Source organism: Pseudomonas sp. No.21, assembly GCF_054558415.1.
This window is the reverse complement of record NZ_BAAJNO010000005.1, coordinates 373,592-388,488: the sequence shown is the minus strand read 5'-3', so window position 1 is coordinate 388,488 and position 14,897 is coordinate 373,592. Positions and strand designations below refer to the sequence as shown.

General features: G+C 67.4%; 11 protein-coding genes and 2 pseudogenes. 8 read left to right on the top strand and 5 right to left on the bottom strand.

Translation table 11 applies throughout. The features are described from left to right. Positions 1-55 precede the first annotated feature (55 nt). The 4 genes from alr to ACYJSS_RS12680 all read left to right on the top strand — a co-directional run bounded on the left by alr (position 56) and on the right by ACYJSS_RS12680 (position 3,123). A complete protein-coding gene (gene alr, locus ACYJSS_RS12695; RefSeq protein WP_236205285.1) occupies positions 56-1,123 on the top strand; it encodes an alanine racemase in 1,068 nt (355 codons plus the stop codon). Positions 1,124-1,312: 189 nt separating this feature from the next. Next, positions 1,313-1,861, top strand: coding sequence for a cupin domain-containing protein (locus ACYJSS_RS12690; RefSeq protein ID WP_111262973.1), 549 nt, complete (start codon positions 1,313-1,315; stop codon positions 1,859-1,861). Between the two features lie 166 nt (positions 1,862-2,027). After that, positions 2,028-2,558, top strand: coding sequence for a sterol desaturase family protein (locus ACYJSS_RS12685; protein ID WP_111262974.1), 531 nt, complete (start codon positions 2,028-2,030; stop codon positions 2,556-2,558). A 142-nt stretch (positions 2,559-2,700) separates the two neighbouring features. Further along, the gene (locus ACYJSS_RS12680) at positions 2,701-3,123 is read left to right on the top strand and encodes a c-type cytochrome (protein WP_111262975.1); all 423 of its coding nucleotides are present in this window, start codon (positions 2,701-2,703) and stop codon (positions 3,121-3,123) included. Between the two features lie 83 nt (positions 3,124-3,206). Here the strand turns inward: ACYJSS_RS12680 and ACYJSS_RS12675 are convergent, their stop codons facing one another. Beyond that, positions 3,207-3,779, bottom strand: a complete 573-nt coding sequence (locus ACYJSS_RS12675) for a xanthine phosphoribosyltransferase (RefSeq protein WP_111262976.1) — start codon at positions 3,777-3,779, stop codon at positions 3,207-3,209. Positions 3,780-3,904: 125 nt separating this feature from the next. Further along, entirely contained in the window at positions 3,905-5,917 is a 2,013-nt protein-coding gene (gene rep / locus ACYJSS_RS12670; RefSeq protein WP_111262977.1) for a DNA helicase Rep, read from the bottom strand. A 277-nt stretch (positions 5,918-6,194) separates the two neighbouring features. On the opposite strand from rep, the gene ACYJSS_RS12665 reads away from it, so the two are divergent. Continuing rightward, the gene (locus ACYJSS_RS12665; RefSeq protein WP_178082992.1) at positions 6,195-7,871 is read left to right on the top strand and encodes a putative bifunctional diguanylate cyclase/phosphodiesterase; all 1,677 of its coding nucleotides are present in this window, start codon (positions 6,195-6,197) and stop codon (positions 7,869-7,871) included. On the opposite strand, the gene ACYJSS_RS12660 is transcribed toward ACYJSS_RS12665, so the two are convergent. Next, entirely contained in the window at positions 7,868-9,256 is a 1,389-nt protein-coding gene (locus tag ACYJSS_RS12660; protein WP_111262979.1) for a NorM family multidrug efflux MATE transporter, read from the bottom strand. The two genes, ACYJSS_RS12665 and ACYJSS_RS12660, sit on opposite strands and share 4 nt — an antisense overlap. 137 nt (positions 9,257-9,393) lie before the next feature. Here ACYJSS_RS12660 and ACYJSS_RS12655 point away from each other — a divergent pair, with 137 nt between their 5' ends. The 3 genes and pseudogenes from ACYJSS_RS12655 to ACYJSS_RS12645 all read left to right on the top strand — a co-directional run bounded on the left by ACYJSS_RS12655 (position 9,394) and on the right by ACYJSS_RS12645 (position 12,440). Next, complete coding sequence (locus ACYJSS_RS12655; protein ID WP_111262980.1) at positions 9,394-10,314, top strand: LysR substrate-binding domain-containing protein; 921 nt, start codon at positions 9,394-9,396, stop codon at positions 10,312-10,314. 149 nt (positions 10,315-10,463) lie between these two features. Further along, positions 10,464-11,585 (top strand): annotated as a pseudogene (locus tag ACYJSS_RS12650) (Cache 3/Cache 2 fusion domain-containing protein); the annotation flags it as partial. After that, positions 11,580-12,440 carry a methyl-accepting chemotaxis protein gene (locus ACYJSS_RS12645; protein ID WP_373874038.1) on the top strand — a complete coding sequence of 287 codons (861 nt, stop codon included), beginning with the start codon at positions 11,580-11,582 and terminating at the stop codon, positions 12,438-12,440. The pseudogene ACYJSS_RS12650 and the gene ACYJSS_RS12645, both read left to right, overlap by 6 nt. A 70-nt stretch (positions 12,441-12,510) precedes the next feature. On the opposite strand, the gene ACYJSS_RS12640 is transcribed toward ACYJSS_RS12645, so the two are convergent. After that, the gene (locus tag ACYJSS_RS12640) at positions 12,511-13,317 is read right to left on the bottom strand and encodes a TlpA disulfide reductase family protein (RefSeq protein ID WP_111262982.1); all 807 of its coding nucleotides are present in this window, start codon (positions 13,315-13,317) and stop codon (positions 12,511-12,513) included. An 89-nt stretch (positions 13,318-13,406) separates the two neighbouring features. Then, positions 13,407-14,711 (bottom strand): annotated as a pseudogene (locus ACYJSS_RS12635) (YifB family Mg chelatase-like AAA ATPase); the annotation flags it as partial. Positions 14,712-14,897: the final 186 nt, after the last annotated feature.

The window sequence follows — 14,897 nt, the reverse complement described above, 5'->3', positions numbered from 1 at the left end:
TTGCTCTGCCCGGCGTCCGCGCCGGGTTTTTACATAACCAGAAGAAGCCCCTGCCATGCGTCCCGCCCGTGCCCTGATCGACCTCGAAGCGCTGCGCCACAACTACCGCCTCGCCCGTGAAACCACCGGCGCCAAGGCCCTGGCCGTTATCAAGGCGGACGCCTACGGGCACGGTGCGCTGCGTTGCGCCCAGGCGTTGCAGGCGGAGGCCGACGGCTTCGCCGTGGCCTGCATCGAGGAAGCGCTGGAGCTGCGCCAGGCGGGTATCACCGGCCCCATCCTGTTGCTGGAAGGCTTCTTCGAGGCGGACGAACTCCCCCTGATCGAGCAGCACGCACTCTGGTGCGTGGTGCATTCCACCTGGCAGCTGGAGGCCATCGAGCGCGCCAGCCTGCGGCAGCCGCTCACGGTGTGGCTGAAGATGGACTCGGGCATGCACCGGGTCGGCCTGCATCCCGCCGAGTACCGCGACGGCTACCAGCGCCTGATGGCCAGCGGCAAGGTCGGCAAGATCGTGCTGATGAGCCACTTCGCCCGGGCCGATGAGCTGGACAGCGGCAGCGCCGCCGAGCAGGTCGCGGTATTCGAGCAGGCCCGCGCGGGGCTCGCGGCGGAGGTCAGCCTGCGCAACTCCCCGGCGGTGCTGGGTTGGCCACAGGTGCCGAGCGACTGGGTGCGCCCCGGGATCATGCTCTACGGCGCCACGCCCTTCGAGCAACCGCACGAACTGGCTGCACGCCTGAAGCCGGTGATGACCCTGGAGTCGAAGGTCATCAGCGTGCGTGAGCTGCCGGCCGGCCAGCCGGTCGGCTATGGCGCGCGTTTCGTCACCGAGCGGCCGACCCGTGTCGGTGTGGTCGCCCTGGGTTACGCCGATGGCTATCCCCGGCATGCGCCGACCGGCACGCCGGTGGCCATCGACGGGCAGCTGTCGCGCCTGATCGGTCGCGTGTCCATGGACATGCTCACCGTCGACCTCACCGATCTGCCGCAGGCCGGGCTCGGCAGCCGGGTCGAGTTCTGGGGCACTCAGGTACTGGCCAGTGAGGTCGCCATCCAGGCCGGCACCATTCCCTACCAGATCTTCTGCAACCTGCGCCGGGTGCCGCTGATCTACCGCTGAAACCTGCGGCCGGCGGTCATCCGGCGCGCTGATGATGGTCCAACTATCTGATTTTCCTTGGGGTTTCCCGGGGTGGTGAAAGTTTGCGCAGGATTTACGGCCGAAGTGTTGTAAATACTGAACGCTGGCCGCATGATACGGCCACCGTGACCACCCCCCTCAACAAGAATCCCAAGGAGGATCCCACCATTGGACGTCGGTGTTCGACTGCAAGCTATCCGCAAGCTCAAAGGCCTCTCCCAGCGTGAACTCGCCAAACGTGCAGGCGTTACCAACAGCACGATTTCCATGATCGAAAAGAACAGCGTGAGCCCCTCCATCAGTTCGCTGAAAAAGGTGCTCGGGGGTATCCCCATGTCGCTGGTGGAATTCTTTTCCCTCGATCTGGAACAGGACAACCAGACCCAGGTCGTCTACCGGGCTTCCGAACTTACCGATATCTGCAGCGGTGCGATCACCATGAAGCTGGTGGGCAAGGCCCATCCCAGTCGCGCCATCGCCTTCCTCGACGAGACCTACCCGCCGGGCAGCGACACGGGCGACGAGATGTACGCCCATGAAGGCGAAGAGGCCGGGATGCTGGTCGAGGGTCGCCTCGAACTGACCGTCGGCAACGAGCTGTTCATCCTCGAACCGGGCGACAGCTATTACTTCGAGAGCAGCAAGCCGCACCGCTTCCGCAATCCGTTCGACCTGCCGGCCCGCCTGATCAGCGCGACCACCCCGGCCAATTTCTAACCTGTTCCGTCCCTGCGCAGGGGCTTCGCGCCGCCTGCGCGGTGCATGCCGTGCAGCCAACCGTCCTGCACCGGCCTGCGGCTACTCGCGTGCGCCGCCAGAGGGCGGCCTGACCCCGTACACCAGAGTCGTGCCGCCTGCGCCGGGCCCATGACAGGGAGATTCCATGGCTGCCTCCAACAAATGGCTGATGTCCTCGCTCGCCTACTACCTGGACTTCTTCACCGCCCCGCTGTTCGTCCTCATCGCACTGCTGATCGGCCCGGTCCTGCCCTGGCAGCTGGTCGGGGGCCTGTTGCTGTGGTCGTTCATCGAGTACGGCGTGCACCGCTTCCTGTTCCACTCGCTGTATCGCCGCGAGCACTGGACCCACCACCTCGACGTGCTGGCGTTCATCGGCATCTCCAGCTGGAAGACCAGTGCGGTCTACGCGCTGCTGCTCCCGCTGTGCGCCTACCTCGGCCTGGCCTCGCTCTATGCCGGGCTGGTCGCGGGCTACTTCCTCTACATCTCCCTGCACTACGTCATGCATCGCCCCGGGCACTGGTTCTACCGCTTCATTCCCGGCCTGGTGTCCAACCATGACCTGCACCACAGGAAGGGGATCGAGAAGAACTTCGGCGTCTCTTCGCCGCTCTGGGATCACATCTTCGGCACCTACGTCCGCGTTGCCGAAAAGGAGACCGCAGCGGGCTGACCCCCGACCCTGGTCGCAGCGGCCTCATGCTTTGGTCGTGCGACAAGCTGGGTTGTTTCAGCCTGGCGGGCTAACCGTTATACTGGCGCCCGCCCGCGAAACCGTGGCCGCGGGCGTCACTAGCCACGATGAGGGTGTAAGGGTGAACCTAATAAACAAGATGCTGGCAGCGCACGTTGCCGTATTGGCCCTTTGGGCTGTAAGCGCTCAGGCCGCGACCGACGATGCCATCGCCGAACGCATCAAGCCGGTGGGCGAAGTCTGTGTCCAGGGCCAGGAATGCAAAGGCGTCGAAGCCGTAGCCGCTGCTGCTGGCGGTGGCGCGAAGACGCCGGACGACATCATCGCCAAGCACTGTGGCGCCTGCCACACCGCCGGCGTTCTGGGTGCACCGAAGATCGGCGACACCGCAGCCTGGAAAGAGCGTGCCGACCACCAGGGCGGCCTCGACGGCATCCTGGCCAAGGCCATCACCGGTATCAACGCAATGCCCCCGAAAGGCACCTGCGCCGACTGCACCGATGACGAGCTGAAAGCGACCATCAAGAAGATGTCCGGCCTGTAACAAGGACCTGGCATCAATGAAAAAGCCGCCCTCGGGCGGCTTTTTCGTGTCCGGCTGCTGCGACCCGTTGTCGCAGGCGCCCGTCAATCGATGAAGGTGACGCTGCCGTCGGCCAGGGAGCCGACGCGGGCCAGGGATTCCACCCGGTAGCCTTCGCTTTCCAGCAGGGCGCGGCCATCCTGGAAGGATTTCTCGATGACGATGCCGAGGCCGGCGATGCTCGCGCCCGCCTGGCTGATCAGGTCGATCAGCGCCTTGGCGGCGTGGCCGTTGGCGAGGAAGTCGTCGATCACCAGCACGTGGTCGGATGCCGTCAGGTGCTTGGCGGAGATGGCGATGGTGCTCTCGGTCTGCTTGGTGAAGGAGAACACCTTGGAGATCAGCAGGTCGTTCTTCAGCGTCAGCGACTGGAACTTGCGGGCGAAGATCACCGGGATGCCCAGCTCCAGGCCGGCCATCACCGCCGGGGCGATGCCCGAGGCTTCGATGGTGACGATCTTGGTGATGCCCTGGCCGCGGAAGCGCTCGGCGAATTCATGGCCGATGTGCTTCATGAGCTGCGGGTCGATCTGGTGGTTGAGGAAGGCGTCCACCTTCAGCACCTGGTCGGAAAGCACGATGCCTTCGGAGAGGATCTTTTCTTTGAGAATGTTCACGGGAGGGGCTTCCTGCGAAGCTGCTGTCGCTGATGAAGCGCGGCATTCTACCTCGGCGCGGGGGCATCGCGCGATGCCCTTGTGACAGCCCGCGCGGGCGCCCCCCGGCAGCCGGGTGCGGGGGCTCAGGGCTTCTTGAGCATGGCGCGGATGTCCGCCAGCGCCGTGTTGCCGCGCACCGCCTTGACCTCGACTGGCGTGTCCTCCATGCCTTCCCACTGCAGGTCTTCCTGCGGCAGTTCGTCGAGGAAACGGCTCGGCGCGCAGTCGATGATCTCGCCGTACTGCTTGCGCTTGGCGGCGAAGGTCATGGCCAGGTTCTGCCGGGCGCGGGTGATGCCGACATAGGCGAGCCGGCGCTCCTCCTCGATGGTGTCGGCCTCGATGCTGGAGCGGTGGGGCAGGATGTCTTCCTCCACACCCATGATGAACACGTAGGGGAATTCCAGGCCCTTGGACGCGTGCAGCGTCATCATCTGCACCCCGTCGGCGCCCTCCTCCTCTTCCTGCTGGCGCTCCAGCATGTCGCGCAGCACCAGCTTGGCGATCGCCTCCTCGATGGTCATCTCGCCGTCCTCGTCGCGTTCGAGGGTGTTCTTCAGGGCGTCGATGAGGAACCAGACGTTGCCCATGCGGAACTCGGCGACCTTGTCGCTGGAGGCGTTCTGGCGAATCCAGTTCTCGTAGTCGATGTCCATCACCATGCTGCGCAGGGCGGCGATGGGATCGGTCTGCGCACATTGCTGGCGGACCTTGTCCATGAAGCGCTTGAAGCGCTGCAGGCGCTCGGTGTAGCGGCTGTCGAGGTGCTCGCCGAGGCCGACTTCGTCGGCGGCGGCGTACATCGAGATCTTGCGCTCGGTGGCGTAGTTGCCGAGCTTCTCCAGGGTGGTGGAGCCGATTTCCCGGCGTGGCACGTTGATCACGCGGAGGAAGGCGTTGTCATCGTCCGGGTTCACCAGCAGGCGGAAGTAGGACATCAGGTCCTTCACTTCCTGGCGGCCGAAGAAGCTGGTGCCGCCCGACAGCCTGTAGGGCACCTGGTGGTGCTGCAGCTTCAGCTCCATCAGCTTGGCCTGGTGGTTGCCGCGGTAGAGGATGGCGAACTGGCTGTAGGGGCGCTCGGTCTTCAGGTGCAGCGTGAGGATCTCCATGGCGATGCGCTCGGCCTCGGCGTCCTCGTTGCGGCAGCGGATCACCCGGATCGGGTCGCCGACGCCCATCTCGCTCCACAGCTGCTTCTCGAACACGTGAGGGTTATTGGCGATCAGCACGTTCGCGCACTTGAGGATGCGACTGGTGGAGCGGTAGTTCTGCTCCAGCATCACCACCTTCAGCGACGGGAAGTCGTCCTTGAGCTGCATCAGGTTTTCCGGTCGTGCGCCGCGCCAGGCGTAGATCGACTGGTCGTCGTCACCGACCACGGTGAACTGCGCCCGGTGCTGCACCAGCATCTTAACCAGCAGGTACTGGCTGGCGTTGGTGTCCTGGTATTCGTCCACGAGCATGTAGCGCACGCGCTGCTGCCATTTCTCGAGGATGTCCGGGTTCTCCTGGAACAGCTTCACCGGCAGCAGGATCAGGTCGTCGAAGTCGACCGCGTTGTAGGCCTTGAGGGTGCGCTGGTAGTGCAGGTACACCACCGCGGCCGTCTGCTCCTTGGGGTTGCGCGCGTTGGCCAGCGCTTCCTCGGGCAGGATCAGGTCGTTCTTCCAGGAGCCGATGTAGTTCTTCACCTCGTCGGCGCCATCGTCCCCGGCGTACTCCTTCTGCATGATGTCCGTCAGCAGCGCCTTGATGTCCGACTCGTCGAAGATCGAGAAACCCGGTTTGTAGCCCAGCCGGGCGTGTTCCTTGCGGATGATGTTCAGGCCCAGGTTGTGGAAGGTGGATACCGTCAGGCCGCGGCCCTCGGCGCCGCGCAACAGCGTGCCGACGCGCGCCTTCATCTCGCGGGCGGCCTTGTTGGTGAAGGTGACGGCCACGATGTACTGGGCGCGGATGCCGCACTCCTGCACGAGGTAGGCGATCTTGCGGGTGATCACGCTGGTCTTGCCGGAGCCGGCGCCGGCGAGCACCAGGAGAGGGCCGCCGACATAGTTCACGGCTTCCTGCTGCCGGGGATTGAGTCGGGACATGCTGGATGTATCACGGGGGAATGGCCGCGCATTCTAGCAGGCCGGCCCGGATATGCCGATCTGTGCCGAACAGTGTGACGCAGCGCCCCTTGATGAAGGGTCATGCTTGGATATTTCCATTCATCAAGTACGATTGTTCCGACAATCGGTGTTGATGGCTGTTCACATTTCGCGCAGAGTTCGCGGCAATGTGCCAGGAACGCACTAGAAGAACGACGTCGATCACGACGCGAATCAGGCCTTAGAAGCCATTGTTTTGTGACCCCGGGGAGGTCATTTGTCCGCGCTTGCCGAGCCCACGCGCATGCTCCTGCTGGCGGAAACGCCTGGCTGGGCGGAATCCTTACGCGAGCTGCTCGGCTCGCTGGGCAGCGTCGCCCCGCTCATAACCGCCCCTTCCTGGGAAGCCGCGAGCAGCCTGTTCGACGATGCCGAGGGCGGCCTGTTGCTGTGCACCCCCGGCCTGCTGCCGGCACCCGGTCGCTGCCACCTGCCCACCATCCTGCTGCTGGAGCACGAGCCCGAGGAGGCCCCCGCCGGCGTCAGCGACTGGCTGGTGCATGACCAACTGACCCCGGACCTGCTGCGCCGCAGCCTGCGCTACCTGCGCGAGCGCCGCACCCTGCAGGACACCCTGCAGAGCCTGGCCGAGCAGGACCCGCTCACCGGCATCGCCAATCGCCAGGGCTTCCAGACCCTGCTGGCGGCCCGCCTGGCCGAGTTCGCCGGGCGCGGCCTGGCGCTGGGCCACCTGGACCTCGACAATTTTCGCCACGCCAACGATGCCCTCGGCTACCAGGCCGGCGACCGCCTGATCCTGCAGGTGGTGGCGCGGCTCAAGGGCGAGCTGGCTGCCGGCGACCAGCTGGCCCGCCTGGGCAGCGACGAGTTTGCCCTGCTGCTGGACACCCGCCGCGACCCGTCCCGCGCCGAGAAGGTCGCCGAGCGCATCGCCGAAGCGCTCGGCGAGCCCTACTGGGTCGATGGCGAGAGCCTGCTGATCGGCTGCAGCCTGGGCATCGCCCATGCCCGCTCCGACGAGGGCGCCGATCCGCTGATGTGGCACGCGCACATCGCCATGCAGCAGGCCAAGGCCGTGCAGGGCTGCACCTTCCACGTGTTCGACGAACGCATCAACCGCAGCGCCCGCAGCCTCGCCGACCTGGAAAGCGAGCTGCGCCGGGCCCTGCGCCGCGACGAACTGGAGCTCCACTACCAGCCGCGCCTGTGCCTGGAGACCGGCCGCATCGTCGGCCTCGAGGCCCTGGTGCGCTGGCGCCACGCCGAGCGCGGCCTGCTCTCGCCCAACGAATTCGTGCCCCTGGCCGAGGAAAGCGGGCTGATCGTACCGCTCGGCTACTGGGTCATATCCCGTGCCCTGCGCGACATGCAATGGCTGCGCGGGCGCGGCCTGCCGGCGTTGCACATGGCGGTGAACCTGTCCTTCCGCCAGTTCCAGGACAGCCAGCTGCTGCCGACCCTCAACCGCCTGATCAGCGAGCGCGGCGTCGACGCCCAGTGGCTCGAGTTCGAACTCACCGAGACGGCGGTCATGCGCCGCAGCGAGCAGGTGCAACAGACCATGCAGGCACTGGGCAAGGTCGGCGTGCGTTTCTCCCTGGACGACTTCGGCACCGGCTTCTCCTCCTTCGTCCACCTCAACAGCCTGCCCATCACCCTGCTGAAGATCGACAAGAGCTTCGTCGGCGGCATGCAGGACCGCCCCGAGAACCGCCAGCTGGTGCGCGCGATGATCAACCTGGCGCACAACCTCAACCTGGAAGTGGTGGCGGAAGGCGTGGAGACCTCCGAGCAACTGGCCCTGCTGCGCCAGTTCGGTTGCGACCAGGTGCAGGGTTACTGGATCAGCAAGCCGCTGCCATTGGCCGACCTCGCGCGCTTTCTGGTGTTCGGCGTGCGCCAGCCGCTGCTGGGCAACCTGCCGAGCCTCTAGAGGGCCCTGCAGGCCCCGGTCAGCGGCACCTGCGGGCGCAGCATGCGCAGGGTCTTCCATTCGAAGCCCAGGGTCAGCCCGACCGCCGCGCAGGCGAGCCCGGAAGCCAGCCCCCACCACACGCCCTGGGCGCCCATGCCGAGCGGGAATGCCAGCAGCCAGGCCGCGGGAGCGCCCACCAGCCAGTAGCAGCCGAGGCCGACGAGGAAGGTGGTCTTGGCGTCCTTGAGCCCGCGGATGGCGCCCATGGCGATGGTCTGGATGCCGTCGAACAGCTCGAACAGCGCGGCGATGGCCAGCAGGCTCACGGCCAGGGCGACCACCTCCCGGTACTCGCCGGCGTTGCGGTCGAGGAACAGCCCCACCACCCACTCCGGCGCCAGCCAGAACAGTGCGGCGAAGCTGAGCATGCAGCCGGCGCCCACGGCGATGCCCAGGCGCCCGGCGCGACGTGCGTCCTCCAGGCGGCCGGCGCCGAAGTGCTGGCCGATGCGGAAGGTCACCGCGTAGGAGATGCCCACCGGCACCATGAAGGCCACGTACACCGACATGATCGCGATCTGGTGCGCCGCCAGCGACAGGCTGCCCAGGGCACCCATGCACAGCGCGGCGAAGGCGAAGAGGCCGGACTCCACCGCATAAGTGCCACCGATGGGCAGGCCCAGGCGCAGCAGCTCGCGCAGGTCGTCCAGGCGCGGGTGCAGCAGGCCATGGCGCAGGGAATAGGCGGCATAGGCCGGGTGGCGGGTCACGTGCCAGGCCAGCAGCGCTGCCATGGCGCTCATCACCAGCGCGGTGACCAGGCCGATGCCGGCCAGGCCCAGGGGCGGCAAGCCGAACCAGCCATGGATGAGCATGTAGTTGAGGGCGAAGTTGGCCAGCGCGCCGCCGATGCTGATGGCCATCACCGGCCCGGGACGGCCGATGGCGCTGGTGAAGCCGCGCAGGGCCATGAAGGTCATGTAGCCGGGCAGGGCGAACACCAGGGTGGAGAGGAAGCGCATGCCGCCTTCGATGTTGTGCGCCTCCTGGCCGAACAGGGCCAGCAGCGGGCCCAGGTTCCACAGCAGCAGCCCGGCGCCCAGGGCCAGGCCCCAGCCGAGCCACAGCCCGGCCTGGGTCAGGCGCGCCGCCCCGGCGCTGTCGCCCGCGCCATGGCGGATGGCGACCAGGTTGCCCACGGCGGCGATCACGCCGACGCAGAAGATCGAGACGAAGGAGTAGCTCGCCGCCCCCAGGCCGCCGGCGGCCAGTTCCGCCGGGCCGAGCAGGCCCATCATCACCGTGTCGGTGAAGACCATCAGCACGTTGGCCAGTTGCGCCGCGATCAGCGGACCGGCGAGGCGAAGAATGGCCAAAAGTTCGGAGCGGATCTGCTGTGGCATGAGTCTGGGTCACTTGTGGGAAGCGGAGCCCGAAAACGCATCGGGCCAGGGACGATGGATTCTCCAGCGCTTGAATCCGCGCCACAAAGGGAAAAAAATGATGCCTTCCATGACTTTGACTCATGAGTGGATGCATCATGACGCGCCGCCTGCCACCGCTCTACGCCCTGCGCGCCTTCGAAGCCGCGGCGCGCCACGCCTCCTTCACCCGTGCCGCCGAGGAGCTGGCCATCACCCAGAGCGCGGTGAGCCGCCACATCCGTACCCTGGAGGAGCACTTCGCCTGCCGCCTGTTCGAGCGCAAGGGGCGCAACCTGCAGCTCACCGAGCCGGCACGGATGATCCTGCCCGGCCTGCGCGAGGGCTTCGATTCCCTGGAGCGTGCCTGCGCCACCCTGCGGGTGGACGACAGCATCCTCTGCCTCAAGGCACCCTCGACCCTGACCATGCGCTGGCTGCTGGCCCGGCTGTCGCGCTTCCGCCTGCAGAACCCGGATGTTGAAGTGCAGCTGACCAGTGCCTGGATGGACGTCGACAAGGTCGACTTCAACCACGAGCCCTTCGACTGCGCGGTGTTGCTGAGCAGCGGCGGCTTCAGCGACGAGTGGGAAAGCGTCGAGCTGTTCGCCGAATGGCTGATCCCGGTGAGCGCGGCCTCGGCCGCCGCCGAAGGGCCCTGGGACCTGGCGCGGCTGAAGCAGGCCGAGTTGCTGCACCCGACGCCGGACCGGCGTGACTGGCGGCGCTGGTTGCAGGCGATGGGGCTGGAGCAGGACATCCCGCTCAAGGGCGGGCAGGTGTTCGACACCCTGGAGCTGGGCATCGTCGCCGCCACGCGGGGTTACGGCGTCTCCATCGGCGACCTGGTGATGGTCGCCGAGGACGTGGAGCAAGGCCGCATCGGCCTGCCCTGGCCCACGGCGGTGCCCAGTGGCGACAGCTACCACCTGGTCTGGCCCAAGGTGCGCAGCGGCCAGGACCGCCTGCGCCGCCTGCGCGACTACCTGCTGGCCGAGGTGGCGGCCATGCGCCTGCCGGCGGTGGAATTCAAACGCTAGAGCCGCGTGGCGTCCGCTTACAGATTTTTCCGGTGCTTTGGGCAGATGCGTCCTATACCTCACTAGGGCAGTCAAGTATTCTCGCCGCCCGCCGAAGGAGCCATAGAAGCTCCTCGCCAGCCTTGCCTGCAAAATACTGGAGAAACCCCATGAACCCGCCCAGGTCACGAATCGCCTGGCAGCTCGCCGCCGCCCTCGCCCTCATCCTCGTGCTGCTGATCAGCGGCAGCACGCTCTTCGCCCTGCGTTCCCTCGACCAGGCCAACATCGCGACCCGTGAAGAGCACCTGGCCAGCGAGGCACGCCTGCTCGCCGACCAGCTGAGCACCTTCCACGGCAGCCTGCGCGAGAGCACCCAGCGCCTGGCCAGCCTGTTCGAGCAGCGCTTCGCCAGTGGCGTCGCCCTGCATGCCGACGAGCGCGTGCCGGTCGCCGCGCTCAACCCGCCGGCCCTGTACCTCAACGGCCAGGCGCTGAACAACGACTTCACCCTGGTGGACGAATTCCGCCACCTCACCGCCGGCGTGGCCACGGTGTTCGTCCGTGATGGCGAGGACTTCGTGCGCATCACCACCTCGCTGAACAAGCAGGACGGCAACCGCGCCATCGGCACCGTGCTCGACCATGCCCACCCCGCCTACCAGCGCCTGCTGTCCGGGCAGAACTACGTGGGCCGCGCCCTGCTCTTCGATCGCTACTACATGACCCAGTACACGCCGGTGCGCGACAGCGGCGGCCAGGTCATCGCGGTGCTCTTCGTCGGCTTCGACTACACCGACGCGCAGAACGCCCAGTTCGCCAACCTGCAGCGCTTCCGCATCGGCAAGACCGGTTCCCTGGCGCTGATGGACGAAACCGGCAAGTGGCTGGTGACCCCGGCCGGCGTGCATCGCCCCGAGGCTATCGGCGACACCCTCGCCGCGCTTGCCCGCGAGTCCGGCCATGGCCGCTTCTGGAATGACGGTGCACAGGATTTCTTCAGCGTCGCCGTGCCTTTCGCCGACGGCCCCTGGCAGGTGGTGGCGAGCATGCCCAAGGCGGAGATCCGCGAGGTCACCTGGAGCGTCGGCAGCCAGTTGGCCTTCGGCAGCCTGCTGGCCATGGCGCTGGCGGTGGCGGCGGTGATCTGGCTGCTGCGCAGGCGCCTGCGCCCGCTGGGCGAGCTGGTGGGGCAGGCACGGGCACTGGGTGCGGGCGACCTCAGCGTGCGCCTGGATGTTTCCAGCCTCGACGAGATCGGCGAGCTGGCGCGCAGCTTCAACCAGATGGGCGAGGCGCTCTCGACCATGGTGGCGCACATCCGCAGCTCGGCGCAGCAGGTCGGCAGCCGTTCCCAGGTGCTGTCCGGGCTCTCCAGCGGCGCCTATGAAGGCATGGAGCAGCAGTCCGGCGAGATCAGCAGCATGGCCGGCGCGGTGGAGGAGTTCAGCGCCACCTCCCTGAACATCGCCGACAACATGCGCGCCACCGAGCGCCTGGCCAGTGACAACGCCCAGCAGACACGCATCGGCCAGAGCTCGATGGGCGAGGCTTCGGCGGCGCTGGAACAGATATCCACAGCCCTCAATGGCACCGCCGAAGTGATCAATACCCTCGGCCAGCGCTCCCAGGAGATCGGCGGCATCGTCGGTGTGATCACCGCCATCGCCGACCAGACCAACCTCCTGGCGCTCAACGCCGCCATCGAGGCGGCCCGGGCCGGTGAGCAGGGCCGCGGCTTCGCCGTGGTGGCGGACGAGGTGCGCAACCTGGCCGCCCGCACCCGCGAGGCGACCACCGAGATCTCCAGCATGATCGGCAGCATCCAGGACGAGACGGCCAGCGCCATCAGCACCATGGAGCACGGCAAGGCGCTGATGCAGGACGGCCTTGAGCGCAACGCCAAGGTCGCCGCCGCCCTGGCGCAGATCGCCCAGCAGAGCAGCGCCGCCGGCGAGCAGTTCGCCGCCATCACCACCGCCACCCAGGAGCAGAGCAGCACCGCGACCCTGCTCAGCAGCAACCTGCAGAGCATCGCCCTGGCCAACAGCGAGCAGCGCGAGGTGGTCGCCAACCTGGCGCAGACCGCCCAGGAGCTGGATCGCCTGGCCGAGGAGCTGCGCCAGGAAGTGGGGCGCTTCCGCTAGGCCCGCTGTCACCGCGATGAGAAAAGGCGCCCCTCGGGGCGCCTTTTTCATGGGCGGGTCGTGCCGGTGCTCAGTCTCTGCCCAGGTCTTCCAGCGAGCGGCTCAGGCTGGCGCTGGACAGCTCGCCCATGTGGCTCTTGAGCAGGCGCCCCTGGCGGTCATAGAACAGTGTGGTCGGCAGGCCGTAGGAGCCGGTCAGGGCGCCGAAGCGGTTGCTGCCGTCGATCAGCACTTCCTGCACGTCCAGGCCCTGCTCACGCAGGAAGCGTTGCACCTGCTCGCGGTTCTCGCCCTGGTTGACCAGGACGAAGCGCAGGTCGGGTCGGGCCTTCTGCGCTGCCTGCAGGGCCGGCATCTCGCGGCGACAGGGCGGGCACCAGGTGGCCCACAGGTTGACCACCAGCGGGCGGCCATCCAGTTCGCGCAGGTCGACGGGCTTGCCCGCAAGGTCGGTCAGTGCCACCTCCGGCAGTTGCCGGCCACGCTCCAGTGCCGCGATCACCGCGCTGCCGCCGCCCCAGAGCATGGCGCCCACCAGCAGTGCGATGCCCAGCGGGCGGCGCACGGCCGGCTGGCGGCGGGCACTCAGGAACCCCACCAGCGCCGCCATCGCCAGGCCGGGAAGCAGCAGGAAACCGCCATCGCGGATGTCCAGCATGCGCCAGGGTTCGGTGCGGTACTCGGCGAAGTAGAGGACGACGAAGGCAAGTCGAGCCGCCAGCACGCCGGCGAAGAGCATGGCGAACAGCACGGGCTCGGGATTGCCTCCGCGTCGGCGGCCCTGCCACCAGCCGCAGGCGAGCGCGGCGAAGAAGCCCAGGTAGAACAGGGCTTGTGCGGAGGAGATGGCCAGGGGACCGAGTTGCAGGCTGTTCATCGGGAGGACCGGGGCTGGGCGGGTGGGGCCGCAGTATGCCACCGGCCTCGGCGAGCGCCTGGGTGCAAGTGTTTCCCTGCTTTGCCGGCTCAGGGCTCCGAGGAGGGGCGGTACTGCAGTGCCTCGGCGAGGTGGTGGCGGGCGACGGCCTCGGTGTCCTCGAGGTCGGCGAGCGTGCGGGCGACCTTGATGATGCGGTGTGCGGCCCGCAGCGACAGGCCGAGGCGCTCGCAGGCACCTTCCAACCAGCGACGGTCTTCCTCGGGCAGCGGGCAATGGCGACGCAGGCCCTGGAGGTCGAGGAAGGCGTTGGCGCAGCCCTGGCGATCGAGCTGGCGCTGGCGGGCACGGGCCACGTCGGCAGCGGCGCTGGCGCTGTCCTGGCCACCGGGAAGCGGGTCGTCCAGCGACGTGGCTTCGCGGGCCACGGTCAGGTGCAGGTCGATGCGATCGAGCAGCGGGCCGGAGAGCTTGGCGCGGTAGCGCTGGATCTGTTCGGGCGTGCAGCGGCAGCGGTTTGCGCTGTCGCCCAGGTAGCCGCAGGGACAGGGGTTCATCGCGGCGACCAGTTGGAAACGCGCGGGGAAGCGCACGCGGTCGTTGGCGCGAGCGATCACGATCTCGCCGCTTTCCAGGGGCTCCCTGAGCACTTCGAGCACCTTGCGATCGAACTCGGGTAGCTCGTCCAGGAACAGCACGCCCTGATGCGCGAGGGTGATCTCGCCGGGCCTTGGCTTGCTGCCTCCCCCCACCAGGGCGGGGCCGGAGGCGCTGTGGTGCGGTTGGCGGAACGGGCGCAGGGGCCAGGCATCCAGGGGCGCGTGGCTGGCCACCGAGTGGATGGCGGCGACCTCCAGTGCTTCCTGCTCCTGCAAGGGTGGCAGCAGGCCCGGCAGGCGGCTGGCGAGCAGCGTCTTGCCGGTGCCCGGCGGCCCGGAAAGCAGGAGGTTGTGAGCCCCCGCCGCCGCCACCAGCAGGGCACGCTTGGCCGCGACCTGGCCTTGCACCTCGATCAGGTCGGGGTAGGAGGCCGCCTGGTCGGGCAGGCCGGCGGAGACGAAGGGTTCGAGGGGCGCCTGCCCGTTCAGGTGCGCGGCCAGCTCCAGCAGGTGGCTGATGGCGATTACCCGCAGGCCGCTGGCGAGGCTGGCTTCCTCGGCGTTTTCCCGTGGCACCACCAGGGTGCGTCCGGCGGTGCGTGCGGCGAGCGCGGCCGGCAGCACGCCCTGGACCGGGCGCACGGCGCCGGAGAGGGCCAGCTCGCCCAGGCACTCGAGCGATTCCAGGCTGGAGGCCGGCACCTGGCCGCTGGCGGCGAGGATGCCGAGCGCGACGGCGAGGTCGAAGCGACCTCCGTCCTTGGGCAGGTCGGCTGGGGCGAGGTTGAGGGTCATGGAATATGTAGCCTATAGAAATGAGCAATATGCCTAGAGAGCAGAATTTTCGGGATTTCTAGGCTATAGATATAACTTCGTGCGAGCAAAGCTAATGGACAAAGCTGTGCAAATTATTAGCAACAACAATGTGTACGGCCGGATCTATCAACGCGCGGCCGACGTGACTGAGCCTCTCCGAGCGGT